The 14,099-nt window shown below is 69.6% G+C and carries 15 protein-coding genes and 1 pseudogene; 1 reads left to right on the top strand and 15 read right to left on the bottom strand.

Going from position 1 to position 14,099, the window contains the following annotated elements:
• Nucleotides 1-12: 12 nt before the first annotated feature.
• The 15 genes and pseudogenes from A176_RS10295 to plsX form a co-directional block, all read right to left on the bottom strand.
• Nucleotides 13-2,730 (bottom strand): chemotaxis protein CheA, encoded by a 2,718-nt coding sequence (locus tag A176_RS10295; protein WP_002639910.1) that lies wholly within the window; start codon nucleotides 2,728-2,730, stop codon nucleotides 13-15.
• Entirely contained in the window at nucleotides 2,727-3,101 is a 375-nt protein-coding gene (locus tag A176_RS10290) for a response regulator (RefSeq protein WP_044890870.1), read from the bottom strand. Before A176_RS10290 ends, A176_RS10295 begins: the two co-directional genes overlap by 4 nt.
• 55 nt (nucleotides 3,102-3,156) lie before the next feature.
• Entirely contained in the window at nucleotides 3,157-3,648 is a 492-nt protein-coding gene (locus tag A176_RS10285) for a M17 family peptidase N-terminal domain-containing protein (protein ID WP_002639908.1), read from the bottom strand.
• Nucleotides 3,649-3,677: 29 nt separating this feature from the next.
• On the bottom strand, nucleotides 3,678-4,100 hold the full coding sequence (gene nusB / locus A176_RS10280) for a transcription antitermination factor NusB (RefSeq protein ID WP_002639907.1): 423 nt from the start codon (nucleotides 4,098-4,100) through the stop codon (nucleotides 3,678-3,680).
• 3 nt (nucleotides 4,101-4,103) lie between these two features.
• Nucleotides 4,104-4,607, bottom strand: a complete 504-nt coding sequence (gene ribH, locus A176_RS10275) for a 6,7-dimethyl-8-ribityllumazine synthase (RefSeq protein ID WP_002639906.1) — start codon at nucleotides 4,605-4,607, stop codon at nucleotides 4,104-4,106.
• 40 nt (nucleotides 4,608-4,647) lie between these two features.
• Nucleotides 4,648-5,307 carry a riboflavin synthase gene (locus A176_RS10270; RefSeq protein WP_044890871.1) on the bottom strand — a complete coding sequence of 220 codons (660 nt, stop codon included), beginning with the start codon at nucleotides 5,305-5,307 and terminating at the stop codon, nucleotides 4,648-4,650.
• 57 nt (nucleotides 5,308-5,364) lie between these two features.
• Nucleotides 5,365-6,528, bottom strand: coding sequence for a bifunctional diaminohydroxyphosphoribosylaminopyrimidine deaminase/5-amino-6-(5-phosphoribosylamino)uracil reductase RibD (gene ribD / locus A176_RS10265; RefSeq protein WP_002639904.1), 1,164 nt, complete (start codon nucleotides 6,526-6,528; stop codon nucleotides 5,365-5,367).
• A 9-nt stretch (nucleotides 6,529-6,537) separates the two neighbouring features.
• On the bottom strand, nucleotides 6,538-7,044 hold the full coding sequence (nrdR, locus tag A176_RS10260; RefSeq protein ID WP_002639903.1) for a transcriptional regulator NrdR: 507 nt from the start codon (nucleotides 7,042-7,044) through the stop codon (nucleotides 6,538-6,540).
• A 20-nt stretch (nucleotides 7,045-7,064) separates the two neighbouring features.
• Entirely contained in the window at nucleotides 7,065-8,321 is a 1,257-nt protein-coding gene (gene glyA / locus A176_RS10255; RefSeq protein WP_002639902.1) for a serine hydroxymethyltransferase, read from the bottom strand.
• A 36-nt stretch (nucleotides 8,322-8,357) separates the two neighbouring features.
• Nucleotides 8,358-8,800: pseudogene (gene rpiB / locus A176_RS10250) on the bottom strand (ribose 5-phosphate isomerase B).
• 20 nt (nucleotides 8,801-8,820) lie between these two features.
• Nucleotides 8,821-10,074 (bottom strand): beta-ketoacyl-ACP synthase II, encoded by a 1,254-nt coding sequence (fabF, locus tag A176_RS10245; protein WP_002639900.1) that lies wholly within the window; start codon nucleotides 10,072-10,074, stop codon nucleotides 8,821-8,823.
• Nucleotides 10,075-10,160: 86 nt separating this feature from the next.
• Complete coding sequence (acpP, locus tag A176_RS10240; protein WP_002639899.1) at nucleotides 10,161-10,403, bottom strand: acyl carrier protein; 243 nt, start codon at nucleotides 10,401-10,403, stop codon at nucleotides 10,161-10,163.
• A 104-nt stretch (nucleotides 10,404-10,507) separates the two neighbouring features.
• Nucleotides 10,508-11,257: a 3-oxoacyl-[acyl-carrier-protein] reductase gene (gene fabG, locus A176_RS10235; protein ID WP_002639898.1), complete on the bottom strand. Its 750-nt coding sequence runs from the start codon at nucleotides 11,255-11,257 to the stop codon at nucleotides 10,508-10,510.
• On the bottom strand, nucleotides 11,254-12,195 hold the full coding sequence (fabD, locus tag A176_RS10230) for an ACP S-malonyltransferase (protein ID WP_002639897.1): 942 nt from the start codon (nucleotides 12,193-12,195) through the stop codon (nucleotides 11,254-11,256). Before fabD ends, fabG begins: the two co-directional genes overlap by 4 nt.
• Before the next feature lie 187 nt (nucleotides 12,196-12,382).
• Nucleotides 12,383-13,444 (bottom strand): phosphate acyltransferase PlsX, encoded by a 1,062-nt coding sequence (gene plsX / locus A176_RS10225; RefSeq protein ID WP_002639896.1) that lies wholly within the window; start codon nucleotides 13,442-13,444, stop codon nucleotides 12,383-12,385.
• A gap of 442 nt (nucleotides 13,445-13,886) precedes the next feature.
• Here plsX and rpmF point away from each other — a divergent pair, with 442 nt between their 5' ends.
• Nucleotides 13,887-14,075: a 50S ribosomal protein L32 gene (gene rpmF / locus A176_RS10220; protein WP_011554760.1), complete on the top strand. Its 189-nt coding sequence runs from the start codon at nucleotides 13,887-13,889 to the stop codon at nucleotides 14,073-14,075.
• Nucleotides 14,076-14,099 lie beyond the last annotated feature (24 nt).

The raw sequence follows: 14,099 nt of genomic DNA, 5'->3' as shown, positions 1-14,099 counted from the left end.
CCGCAGCGAGGGTCAGGCGCGACGCCGCTCCGGGGACATCCCCTCTTCCAGGAGCGCCGCCACGTCCAGCACCAACACCGTGCGCCGGTTGCCCAGGTCCGTGGCTCCCGAGATTCCCCGGATGGACTGAAGCCGTCCCCCCAAGGGCTTGGTGACGATGTCCTGCTGGCCATGCAGCTCATCCACCGCGATGCCCAGACGCTCCTGGGCCAGCCCCACCACCACCACGAAGTAGCGGCTGACCGGGCGGTCCGGCAGGGCGAACATGCGCGCCAGCCGCACGAAGGGCAGCGTCTGGCCGCGCACGTCCAGCACCTCTCGGCGCTCCACGGTGCGGATGTCCCGAGGCTGGACGGAGATGATTTCCAGCACGCTGTTGAGCGGCACCGCGTACGTGCGGCCACTGACGCCCACCAGCAACGCGCGGATGATGGCCAGCGTCACGGGCAACGTGAGGTGGAAGGACGTCCCCTTCCCCCGCTCGCTCCACACGTCGATGATGCCGGACAGGTTGCCCAGGTTGTTCTTCACCACGTCCAGGCCCACGCCCCGGCCGGACAGCTCGGAGACGCTGCGCGCGGTGGAGAAGCCGGGCTGGAAAATGAGGTTGAGCAGTTCGCGCCGCGACATCTCCTGGGCCTGCGCGAAGGTGATGAGGCCGCGGGTGATGGCCACCTCGCGCACGCGCACCTCGTCGATGCCCGCGCCGTCGTCACTCACTTCGATGACGACGTGGTTGCCCTTCTGCTCGGCGCGCAGCGACACCACGGCGCGGCGGGACTTGCCCGCGGCCAGCCGCGCGTCGGGCGACTCGACGCCGTGGTCGATGGCGTTCCGGATGAGGTGCATCAGCGGGTCGCTGAGTTCCTCGACGATGAGCTTGTCCAGCTCCACCTCGCCACCGCTGATGACGAACTCGATTTCCTTCCCCGCCTCGCGGGTGATGCGGCGCACCAGCCGGGCCAGCTTGTCGAACACCTGGCCGACGGGGACCATCCGCGCTTCCAGGAGCCCTTCCTGAAGGGCTTCCAGCTTGCGCTCCAGGCCGCGAGTCTCGCGCGCCAGTTCCTGACCGAACAGCTTGGACAGCGCCACCGCGCCGTCCTGCCTCGCCGACTCCGCGAGCCGCTGGAGGTTGGCCTTGATGAGCAACAGCTCGCCCACCATGTTGATGAGGCCATCCAGCCGGCCGATGTCCACGCGGACGGTCTGCGTGAGGGAGCGGAGCGATGTGTCCGCCGTCTGTGCAGCGGGGCCACTCCCGGTGGAAGCAGGTGCGGAACCCGCTCCCGGGGCCGACGGAGCTGGGGCGACCGAGAGCCCCTTGGGCGCCGCCTTCGCCGCGCCCTGGAGATAGGCCACGAGCGGCGCGGGCGTCACTTCTGGGGCGGCAACGGGCTCGTGCGAAACGAAGACCTCGGGCGACGCTGGCGCGCCGGAGTCCGATGGGTCCAGGTGGGCCACGCCTTCGGAAGCGCCCCCCTGCGCCGCGTCCTCGGACAGGTGTGGCAACAAGGGCTGTTGCTCTTCGGGATGCGTCGCGGAGGCCGCGCGGGACGCCCGCTTCCGGCCACCGTTGCGCTTCGTCGTCGCAGTGGACGCCGTGTCTGGCGCCCCCGTCGCGTTGCCCTCGCCCCGTGCGTCGCTCCCGGACTCCGGAGCACCCAGCGCCGAACCGGCGCCCGTCCCTGTCCGGCCCGAACGACCCGGCTTCGCAGCGCCGGGAGACACCGCAGCCGTCTCGCCCGTGGGCGTCGAATGCGCGAACGACGCCGCGTCGGAAGACGCCACACGCCCCTGCGCCACCGCACCGGAATGCTCCGTCGACCCGGGCGCTGGCGCGGATGACCGCGCTGCTCTGCCTTTCTCGGAGGGAGATGCCTTCTCCGAACCGGCGCCGGGAGATTTCAAAGCGCCCTGCCGAACCGTCACGGCGGGCTGCGCGGCACGGACCAGGGCGGGCGTCACGGCGTCCACGGCCGGACGCACCACCAACGGAGCCAGCTCCGCGGGAGTGCCCTCCAACCCCGCCGCCAGCGCCGCGCTGTCCACCTGCCCACCAAAAATCAGGTCGAACGCGATGCCGTGCGCCCCACCGGGCTGAGCCGACGGCAGCGTGCTGATGACCTCGCCCAGCGGCTTGAGGCGGGCATTGAGCTCCGCCAACCCCTTGTCGAAGTCCGACAAATCGAACGCGGCGCGCACACGCCACAGCGCCACACCGCGCCGCACGTTCTCCCGGAGCCGGTGCTCCTCGTACTCGGTGAAGACGGAGCGAACCTGCGCCTCCAACTCCAGCCGGTCCAGAGGGTCGTCCTCGGACACCTCCGTCGGAGCGCCCAGCGACGCCAGCCGCGCGGCCATCACGTCCACGCGGCCGGAGAGCCCCTCCGTCTCGGTGCCTCGCGCCGCCTCGCCCAGCAGCGCCTGAAACGCGTCCAGGGCTTCGATCAGCGCGTCCAACACCGCGCCGTCCAGCAACAGCTTCCCCAGCCGGAGACGGTCGAGCAGGTCCTCCGTGCCATGCGCCAGCCGGGAGATGCGCTCCTGGCCGAACAGGCCCGACAGGCCCTTGAGCGAGTGCGCCGCGCGGAAGATGCCGTTGACCAGGTCCGGGTCGGCCTCCTGGCCGCGGCGCTCGTCCAACACGAGCAGGTCCCTGGCGAGGGCGTCGAGAATCTCGGTCGCCTCCGCCACGAACTCGGCCAGTGCCTTGCTTCCAGGATTCACGGCAGCTTCAGGTAGCGCCGCAGCAGCGCTTCCAGACTCCCAGGGACGAAGGGCTTCACCAGGTACTCCGCGGCGCCCAGCGCGAGGCCACGGTCGCGGTCCTGCTCGCGTCCCTCGGTGGTGATGACGAAGAGCGGCACGTCGCGGTAGTTGGGGTTCTTTTTGACGAAGTTGATGAGCTCCAACCCGTTGATGTCGGGCATGTTGATGTCGGTGATGATGAGCTCGAAGCGGTGACGTGGCAGCAGCTTCAGCGCTTCGAAGCCGCTCGAAGTCACCACCACCTCGACACCCTCCACGGCCTCGACCATCGCCGCGATGTACTCGCGCGATGCTTTCGAGTCCTCGACAATCAACACCTTGACACGCATGTGCGCTCGCCCCGGGCGAGGCATGCTAGCAGAAGGCCCGCCAGCCCGCCGAGCGTCAGCCCTTTCGGGCAGGCAGCGACTTGACGAGTCCCTTGTCCGCCAGGACCGCCACCCGTGCGCCCTTGAACGCAGGCAGGAAGCCCTTCTGGAAAGCGTCCGCCCGCGCGGCGTCCTCCAACTGCCCGCCGCTGGGGACCTCCAGCGCCACCGAGTCCACCTTGGCCTTGCTCAGCACGCGGCCGGCGCCGGCCAGGGCCTCGTTCAGCGCGCTGGCGTCCAGCTTCTGACGGGCGCCCAGGCCCACCACGAAGACGCGAGGCACCTCCAGCTTCCCGTCCGAGGGGAGGAGGAGCCAGTCGTCCTTCGCGCCGGTGAAGAAGCCCGCCTTGAGCACCCGCGAGAGCGTGCCGCACAGCCGCCAGTCGACGAACCCCGCCGAGGACGGCAGGGGCCGGTCATCCTCGGCGATGAAGAGGCAGAGCGCGTCCACCCCGCCGAGCGTGTCCAGCCCTTCCAATCCGATGTCGTGCGTCGTCGTCTGGCTCACGGCGCGTCCTCCCGGCGGGTATCAGCGGCTCACGACTTGTTCAGGGCCGAAGCAACGCGGTCCAGCAGGCCGTTGACGAAGGCGCTCGACTCCTCCGTCCCGAAGTTCTTCCCCAGCTCCACCGCCTCGTTGATGGTCACCTTGCGAGGGATGTCCGGCCGGTACTTGAGCTCGAAGATGCCCAGGCGCAGCACGTTGCGGTCGATGCGCGACATGCGGTCCAGGCGCCAGTTGTGGCTGTGCCGCTCGATGAGCTGGTCGATTTCGTCCCGGTGCGAGCTCACGCCCTCCGCCAGCTCCCGGGCGAACTTCACCGCGTCCGGATCCCGCTTGGGGCCTTCGTCCGCCGCCGACCAGGCCGACTCCAGCGCCTCGGCCGTCGTCGCGTTGGACATCTCCAACTGGTAGAGCGCCTGCAGCGCACGCTCACGTCCCGTTCTCCGCGCGCCCATGGCCTACGCCTTCCTTCCTTCGGCCGCCGACATCTTCGCGTACAGATTGACCATCTCGATGCAGGCCAGCGTGGCCTCCGCTCCCTTGTTCCCCGCCTTCACGCCCGCCCGGTCAATGGCCTGCTCCACCGTGTCCGTGGTCAACACGCCGAAGGTGACGGTCGTCGCGGGACTGGCCGCCGCGGCCTCGAAGGCCACCGCGCCAATGCCCTTGGCGCACTCACCGGCCACGTAGTCGAAGTGCGGCGTGCCGCCCCGGATGACGGCGCCCAGGGTGATGACCCCCGCGTACTGCCGGGTCTCCGTCACGCGCCGGACCAGGCCGGGCAGCTCATACGTTCCGGGGCAGCGGTACACGTCGATGTCCGCGTCGGCGACGCCGTGGCGAACCAGCGTGTCCACCGCGCCTTTGGCCAGCTCCTCGGTGATGAAGCCGTTGAAGCGGGCCACGCAGATGGCGAAGCGGCCCTTGGGGGGTAGAAAGTCACCGTCGAAGTAGCGAGGCATGCCGCGCTTCCTACACCACCCCGGGGCCCGGCGTCGCCTGCTACGGCGTGCCAAACCCCGCGGCCGCGATGGCCGCCGCCGTCAGCCCGCCGCCCCCGGGAGCCCCCTGCCCCCGCTGGAGCGCGAAGAGCCGGGCCACGTACTTGCCAATCTGGTCCGCCTCCAGGTTCACCTTCGCCCCCACGCCCCGTGCCTTCAGGGTGGTGCGCTCCTGCGTCTCCGGGATGAGCTGCACCCGGAAGCGGTCCGCCTCCAGCGTGTTGACGGTGAGGCTGATGCCGTCGATGGCCACCGAGCCCTTCTCGATGAAGTAGGGCGCCAGCGCCTCCGGCAGCCGGAAGCCCATCACCCAGGAGCCCCCTTCCGGGTAGGTCTCCAGCACCTCACTGACGGCGTCCACGTGGCCGGAGACCAGGTGCCCGCCCAGCCGGTCCCCCAGCGCCAGGGCCCGCTCCAGGTTCACCGGGTCGCCAGGCTGCACCGAGCCCAGCGTCGTCCGCCGCAGCGTCTCCGGGGCGGCCTGCACGCGGAAGCTGTCGCCCGTGCGCTCCACCACCGTGAGGCAGGCGCCGTTGACGGCGATCGACTCGCCCAGCTCGAAAGCCGACGCGCCCAGCGCGGTGTGAATCCACAGGTCGGTCATCCCGCCGGGGATGACACGCTCCACCCTGCCAAGGTCCTGAATGAGCCCGGTAAACATGGGGCCGCTTATAACGGACCGGCCCCCTCCCGCCCATGGCGACGGCGGCCCGGCGTCCTACAGCAACGCCTGGAGCAGCATGTCGTCGCCGTGGCGCTCGAAGGTCAGGTCCTTCACCGACAGGGCCTGCGCCATCTCCTTCACGCCCAGGTCGCCCGCCCAGGACAGGCCCGGGCTGCCAATCAGCTTGGGCGCGAGGAACAGCGCCAGCGAATCCGCCAGGTGCCCCCGCAGGAAGGAGGCGTACATCTCCGCGCCGCCCTCCACCATGACGTGGTTGAGGCCCTCCTTGGCCAGCCGCCGCAGCAGGGCCTTGAGGTCCACCTGACCCGACTTCTGGCGCATCTGCCAGACGTCCACGCCCTGCGCCAGGAAGCGCCGGGCCTTGCGGCCCTCCGGGTCCTCCAGCGTGGCCACCACGGTGCGCGCGGCGCTGCGCTGCGTGAAGACGGTGTACCCCGGCGACAGGCGCAGGTGGCTGTCCACCACCACGCGCAGCGGGTCCTTCCCACCGCCACCGGGCAGCCGCGTGGTCAGCTTCGGGTCATCCTTCCGGACGGTGTTCGCGCCCACCAGGATGACGTCCACCGAGTCCCGCAGCCGGTGGACCCACGCGCGCGCCGGCGGGCCCGTCACCCAACGCGAGTCACCGGTGGCCGTGGCCAGCTTCCCGTCCAGCGTCACCGCCGCCTTGAGCGACACCCAGGGCAGGCCGGTGCGAATCATCTTGAAGAAGGGCCGGTTGAGCCGGTCCGCCTCCTCCGTGAGCACGCCGGTGAGGACCTTCAAGCCAGCGCGCCGCATGCGCGCCACGCCCTTGCCACTCACCTTCGGGTTGGGGTCCGCCGACGCGCAGATGACGCGCCGGACGCCCGCCTCGATGATGGCCATGCTGCACGGCGGGGTGCGCCCGTAGTGGTCGCACGGCTCCAGCGTGGTGTAGAGGTCCGCGCCCTTCGCGCGAGCGCCCGCGGCCTCCAGCGCCACGACCTCCGCGTGCGCCGTGCCCGCCTTCTTGTGGTAGCCGCGGGCGATGATGCGCCCGCCCTTCACCAGCACCGCACCCACCACCGGGTTGGGGCTGGTGCGGCCCAGGCCCTTGGCGGCCTCCTCCAGCGCGATGCGCATGAAGAACTCGGCCACCGCCCGGTCGAAGTCCGCAGCCCGCTTCGCGCGAGGTGCCCTCGTCGCTTCCAGCTTTGCCCGTGTCAGCAGCCGCATGTTCCTTCTCTAACCGCCCTTGTCCACCGGCGCCGTGGGTGCGGCCTCGCACTTCTCACGCGCCTCCGCCTCGCGCAGGGCCTTCAGCTCGTCCATGAACTCCGCGATGTCGCGGAAGCTGCGGTAGACGGACGCGAAGCGGACATAGGCCACCTCGTCCAACTGCCGCAGCCGGCGCATGATTTCCTCGCCAATCACGGACGAGGGCACTTCCTTCTCGCCCATGCCCTGCAACTGCCGCTCGATGGCGACCACCGTCTCCTCGAGCTGGTCCGCGGAGACGGGCCGCTTCTCACACGCCTTCTTCAGCCCGTTGACGATCTTCTCCCGGTCGAAGGCCTCGCGCCGCCCGTCCTTCTTCACGATGAGCGGGTAGAGCTCCTCCACCCGCTCATACGTCGTGAAGCGGCGCTTGCACGCCAGGCACTCACGGCGCCGGCGGGTGACGGAGCCCTCGTGGGACTCGCGGGAGTCGATGACCTTGTTCTCGGCGTCCTGGCAGAAGGGGCAGCGCATGGGGGGTACGGCGCCGCAGTCTACTTCAACCGCGAGGCGTAGAGCGGGAAGCCTTGTGAGAGCTCCTTCACCTGCCCCCGGATGCGCGTCAGCGCGGCGTCGTCCTGCGCGGCGTCCAGTGCCTCGCCGATGAGTCGGCCCACCACGGCCATCTCCGCCTCGCGCATGCCGCGCGTGGTGATGGCGGGCGTGCCCACCCGGACGCCGGACGTCACCATCGGCTTCTCCGGGTCGAACGGAATCATGTTCTTGTTCACGGTGATGCCGGCCTTGCCGAGCACCTCCTCGGCCACCTTGCCCGTGAGCTGCTTGGGCCGCAGGTCCACCAGCATCAGGTGGTTGTCCGTGCCGCCCGACGTCAGCCGCAGGCCCGCGCGCAGCAGCGCCTCCGCCAGCGCCTTCGCGTTGGCGACAATCTGCCGCTGGTACGCCTTGAACTCCGGCGACAGCGCCTCCTTGAAGGCCACCGCCTTGCCGGCGATGACGTGCATCAGCGGGCCGCCCTGGATGCCGGGGAAGATCTGGCTGTTGATGGACTTGGCGTACTGCTCGCGGCTGAGCACCAGGCCGCCGCGAGGGCCGCGCAGCGTCTTGTGCGTGGTGCTGGTGACGATGTCCGCCACCGGCACCGGCGAGGGGTGCACGCCCGCGGCCACCAGGCCCGCGATGTGCGCCATGTCCACCAGCATGGCCGCGCCCACCGCGTCGGCGATCTCACGGAACTTCGCGAAGTCCAGCGTGCGCGGGTACGCGCTGGCGCCCACGACGATGACCTTCGGCTTGTGCTCCTTGGCCAGCGACTCCACCTGCGCGAAGTCGATGGTCTCCGTGTCGCGCGTCAGGCCGTAGTGGACGACCTTGTAGAGCTTGCCGGAGAAGTTGAACGTGGCGCCGTGCGTGAGGTGGCCGCCGGAGTTCAGGTCCAGCGACAGCATGGTGTCGCCCGGCTTCATCAGCGCCATGAAGGCGCCCATGTTGGCCTGGCTGCCGGAGTGCGCCTGCACGTTGACGGCGTCCGCGCCAAACAGGTCCTTGGCGCGCGAAATCGCCAGGCTCTCCGCGATGTCCACCACCTCGCAGCCACCGTAGTAGCGCTTGCCGGGGTAGCCCTCCGCGTACTTGTTGGTGAGCACCGAGCCCACCGCTTCCATCACCGCCGGAGAGACGAAGTTCTCGGAGGCGATGAGCTCCAGGCCTTCTTCCTGGCGCTGGGTCTCCTCGCGAAGGACGCGGGCAATCTCCGGGTCCACTTCGGCCAGCGTACGGACGTTCTCCATGGCGGACTCCCTCGAACAGCGGGTGCGGCGCGGCCGTCAGCCCTGGGACTCGGCCTCGCGGATCATCTGGACGCGCCGCTCATGGCGGCCGCCCTCGAAAGCAGTGCTGAGGAACGCCTCCAGGATGGCGCGGCCCACGCCGGCCCCACCACGCGCTGGCCCAGGCACAGCACGTTGGCGTCGTTGTGAGCCCGGGCCATGCGGGCCTCGAACTCGGTGGTGCACAGGGCCGCGCGGATGCCCTTGTGCTTGTTGGCCACGATGCTCATACCAATGCCGGTGCCACACACCAGCACGCCCAGGGTGGCTTCACCGGACGCCACGGCGCGAGACACCCGCGCCGCGAAGTCCGGATAGTCCACCGAGTCCCGCGTGGACGGGCCCACGTCTTCATGGGCCACGCCTTGCGCGGCGAGCGCCGCCACCAGCTCCTGCCGGAGCTCCAGGCCCGCGTGGTCGGAAGCGAGGATGACTTTCACGCGGGACTCTCCTGGGACGGTTAGAAGCGCTTGAACACCAGCACCGCGTTGGTGCCGCCGAAGCCGAACGAGTTGCTCATGACCACGTCCACCTGGGCCTCGCGCGCCTGGTTGGGCACGTAGTCCAGGTCGCAGTCCGGATCCGGCGACGTCTGGTTGATGGTGGGCGGCAGGATGCCGCGCGACAGCGCCAGCGCGCTGACCACACCCTCGAACCCACCCGCCGCGCCGAGCATGTGGCCCGTCATGGACTTGGTGGACGACACCGCGACCTTGCGGGCGTGGTCACCGAACACCGCCTTGATGGCCTTGGTCTCGTTCGCGTCGTTGAAGGGCGTCGAGGTGCCGTGCGCGTTGATGTAGCCCACGTCCTCCGGGTTCAGCCCCGCGGACTGGAGCGCCAGGCGCATGCAGCGCGCCGCGCCCTCGCCCTCGGGCGCCGGCTGGGTGACGTGGTACGCGTCCGAGTTGGCACCGTACCCCACCACCTCCGCCAGGATGTTGGCGCCGCGCTTCTTCGCGGCCTCCATCTCCTCCAGAACGAGGATGCCCGCGCCCTCGCCCATCACGAAGCCGTCGCGGTCCTTGTCGAAAGGACGGCTGGCCCCGGCGGGGTCGTCATTGCGCGTGGACAGCGCCTTCATCACGGAGAAGCCACCCAGCCCCAGCGGGGTGATGGCCGCCTCGGCGCCACCCGCGATGACCGCGTCCGTCTCACCCAGACGGATGGACTTCCAGGCCTCGCCAATGGCGTGAGCGCTGGTGGCGCATGCGGACACCGGTGCCCAGTTCGGCCCCTTGCAGTTGTACCGCATGGAGATGAGGCCCGGCGCCATGTTGATGATCATCTGGATGATGAAGAAGGGCGACAGCCGGTCGAACCCCTTCTCCAGCCCCTTGCGGTGCTGCTCTTCCAGAGAGGAGATGCCACCAATGCCCGAGCCGACGATGACGCCGACCTTCTCGGGGATGTAGCCGTGAGGCTTGTCCAGACCGACGGGAATCCCCGACTCCTCCACCGCCATCTGCGCGGCGGCGAGCGAGAACTGCGCATACAGGTCCATCCGGCGCACTTCGCGCTTCTCGATGAACTTCTCGGGATCGAAGTCCTTCACCTCACCCGCGATGCGCGTGTCGATCTTGCCAACGTCAAAGCGCGTGACCTGGGCAATACCTGACTTGCCGGCGATCAACGCCTGCCAGTTCTTCTCGGTTCCGGTTCCCAGAGCCGAAACAAGCCCGGTTCCGGTGACGACGACTCGACGGTGTGACACGGTCCTCTCCGCTGGCGGTAGGGACACCGGGGACGCCGCGATTCACGCGGCGCCTCCCCGCACCCCGGCACGCCACGTGGTGCTGCCTACTTCTTGTGGGTGTTGATGTAGTTGATGGCGTCGTTGACGGACTTGATGTTCTCCGCCTCTTCGTCGGGGATTTCGACCTCGAACTCCTCCTCCATCGCCATCACGAGTTCCACGATGTCGAGGCTGTCCGCGCCCAGGTCCTCGATGAAGGAAGACTCAGGCTTGATCTCATCCTCTCCGACACCGAGCTGGTCGGCGATGATGGACTTGACCTTGGCCTCAATGGTTGACGTCGACATAAGTGTAGAACCCTCCAGGAACCAGATGGGGTCCGGCAGGCTTCCCGGACCATGGCGAAAACGGGCGCGGTATATCCCACGCCCGGCAGCAATCCAACCGTGGGTTACATGTACATGCCGCCATTGACCTTCAGGACCTCACCGGTGATGTAGGACGCGGCGTCCCCCGCCAGGAACACGACGGCACCGGCGACCTCCTCCGGATTCCCCAGCCGACCCAGGGGGATTCCCTCCAGCATCTTCTGGCGCAACTCGTCATTGAGCTGATGAGTCATGTCCGTTCCGATGAATCCGGGGGACACGGCATTCACGCGGATGTTCCGGCTGGAAAGCTCGCGCGCCACTGACTTCGTCAGGCCAATGAGCCCCGCCTTGGACGCCGAGTAGGCCGCCTGTCCGCCGTTGCCCATCTCCCCCACCACGGAGGTGATGTTGATGATGGCGCCGCCGCGCTGCTTCATCATGGGGCGGCTGACGGCGCGGATGAGCGAGAAGGCGCCCTTGAGGTTGGTGTCGAGCTGCTTGTCCCAGTCCTCGTCCTTCACGCGCATCACCAGGCCGTCCACGGCGATGCCCGCGTTGTTGACGAGCACGTCCAGGCGGCCGTGCGACTTCACGATGCCGTCCACGGCGCTGGCGCACGCGGCGCTGTCGGACACGTCGAAGCGGAGGGCCTCCGCCTTGGCGCCCTCGGCCTCCAGGAGCTTCACCGTCTCCTGCGCGGCCGCCTCGTTGCCCGCATAACTGATGACCACGGTGGAGGCCCCCGCCTTGGCGAAGGCCACCGCGCACGCCCGGCCGATGCCGCGCGAGCCACCCGTCACGAGCACGACCTTGTCCTTGAAGCCGCTCATGGTGCCACCCCCAGTGCCGCGAGCGCCTTGTCCAGGCTCGCGGAGTCCTCGACGTTGAACAGCTCGATGTCCTTGGTGATGCGCTTGACCAAGCCCACCAACACCTTGCCCGGCCCCAGCTCGATGATGCGGGTGACGCCCTCGGCCTTCAGCGCCTCCACGCACTCAATCCAGCGGACCGGCGAGCTCACCTGCTCCAGCAGCAGCGGCACCACGCGCGAGGCGTCCGCGTTGGGGCGGGCCTCCACGTTGGTCACCACCGGCACGGAGGGCGCGGACACCTGGATGCGGCCCAGCACCTCCGCCAGCCGCGGCTGCACCGGCGCCATCAGCGCGCAGTGGAAGGGAGCGGACACGGGCAGCGGCATCACGCGCTTGGCCCCCGCCTCCTTGCACTTCACCCCGGCGCGCTCCACGGCCGCGGCGTCGCCGGCAATCACGGTCTGCTCCGGCGAGTTGTAGTTCGCGGGGGACACCACCTGCCCCTCGGCCGCCGCGTCGCAGGCCGCCTTGACCTTCTCCGGAACCAGGCCCAGCACCGCGGCCATGGCGCCCACGCCCGCGGGCACCGCCTCCTGCATGAAGGTGCCGCGCGCGCGCACCGCCCGGACCGCATCGGCCAGGCTCATGGCACCCGCCGCCACCAGCGCCGAGTACTCGCCCAGCGAGTGGCCCGCGACGAAGGACGGCGCCGGTCCGCGCCTGGCGAACACGGCGTGCACCGCCAGCGACACGGTGAGGATGGCCGGCTGCGTGTTGGCCGTGAGCTTCAGCGCCTCGTCCGGACCCTCGAAGCAGAGGGTGGAGAGCTTCTCCCCCAGGGCGTCATCCACCGCGTCGAACACGGCGCGGGCCTCGGGGAACTTCTCATACAGGTCCTTGCCCATCCCCACGGCCTGGCTGCCTTGCCCGGGGAACACGAACGCGACCTTCGACATGCGGACTCTGCCTCCTCGAATTTCGTCAGTCCCCACGCCCCGACCTCCCGGCGCGGTGGACCCACTTTCAGCGGCCTGGGCCGCCAGATGGACGCCCTGTTGCCGCATCTGGCAGGTGGCGCCAACTCATTTCGCGGGGGAACCCTGCCCCCACCGCGAGGCGGCCTGCACGCTTCGGGCGCTGGCTCTAATCGGAAACGCCCGCCTCTGTCGCCCTTTTTCCCTTGGGCACGGACGGCAGCCAGCCCGCTGCCCGCCCGATGCAACGCGTCAACTCCGCCTGGACGCCGCCCTCCGCCATGGCCAGCGCGGCCCCCAGCGCGTTGAACAGGGCCCGGGGCGTGGAACGTCCATGCGCGACGATGCCCACCCCCTGGATACCGAGGAGCGGCGCCCCTCCATATTCAGCGTAGTCCACCACCCGGCGCAGGCCCGCCAGCGCTGGCTGGAGCAGCATCGCCCCCACCTTCTCGGCCAGCCCGCCGCGCCGCTCAATCGCCTGACGCAACATGCCAATGACGCCCATGCCCACGCCCTCGGACGTCTTCAAGACGACATTTCCGGTGAAGCCGTCCGTCACCACGACCTGCACGTCGCCGGAGAAGAGGTCCTTGCCCTCCACGTAGCCCACGAAGTCCAGGTCCGAGCGGCGCAGCAGGTCACTGGCCTCCCGGGTGAGCGGCGTGCCCTTGGAGGACTCCTCACCATTGGAGAGCACCGCCACCCGGGGCCGGGCCACGCCCATGCGGGCGCGCACGTAGGCCTCCCCCATGACGGCGAACTGGGCCAGGTGCGAGGGGCGGCAGTCCACGTTGGCCCCCGCGTCCAGCAGCAGGCAGCGGCCCCCACCTTTCAAGGCGGGGAAGAGCGCGGCGATGGCGGGCCGCTCCACCCCCGGCAACCGCCCCAGCGTCAGCAGACCCCCGGCCATGACGGCCCCGGAGTTGCCCGCCGACACCAGCGCGTCCGCCCGGCCGTCGCGCACCAGCTCGAAGCCGACCCGGAGGGAGGAGTCGCGCTTGCGGCGGAAGGCCGTGGAGGCGTGCTCGTCCATCTCCACGACCTCGGAGGCATGGTGGACCTCCAGATTGGAGGGAGGCCGGCCCTTGCCCAGCAGCGGCGCCACCTTCGCCTCGTCCCCCACCAGGAGCACCTGGCAGCCGGGGTGGGCGCGCGCGAAGAGCACCGCCCCCTCCACCGGCGCGGCCGGCGCGTGATCGCCGCCCATGGCATCCAGCACCAGCCTCATCCCCACCCTCTCCTTGCCCGCCAGGCGTCCTGGGCGGATGTCCGTCTGCTACCCGCCGGGGGGCGGGCGGCGCGCAGCACACCAGGAACCCTCCAGGGGGGCAACGGCTGGCTGCCTGCCCTTGAAAACGCCCGCCCTGAATGCGTTCCGAAGGACGGGCGTTGTCTCCGGACAGCGTCCGGGATAGACGGTGCCCAGGAGATAACGGGCATCCGCGCGTTGTCACATTGACTCGGGGGCAGCGAGCCGCTAGGGTCCGCCGCCTTCCGAAGCCGGACATGGAGTACGGGAGCCTTCGTGCGACCGCCCCAGTCCGGTATATCGAGGCAGAGAGTGTTGCGCAGGGAGCCGGGGACCCCGGCACAGCGCGAAGACATTTGGACTCAACCGGTCCGGACCGGCGCGAACGCTCCGGGTCGGGGTCGAAATTAAGAGGTGAGCCGTGGGTGTCCCCAAGAAGCGTACTTCCAAGATGCGTCGTGACCGCCGTCGTGCGGCCAACAACAACCTGCGGAGCGCCGTGCAGGTGACCAAGTGCCCGAACTGCAAGGAGCCGGTGATGCCTCACCGCGCCTGCACGTCCTGCGGCCAGTACAAGGGCCGTGAGGTGGTTGCTCAGGCCGAGGCCTGACCCACAGCAGCACACAGCGCCCGT

The sequence above is a fragment of the Myxococcus hansupus genome (assembly GCF_000280925.3).
Taxonomy (GTDB): domain Bacteria; phylum Myxococcota; class Myxococcia; order Myxococcales; family Myxococcaceae; genus Myxococcus; species Myxococcus hansupus.
This window is presented reverse-complemented; position numbering and strand designations above follow the sequence as displayed.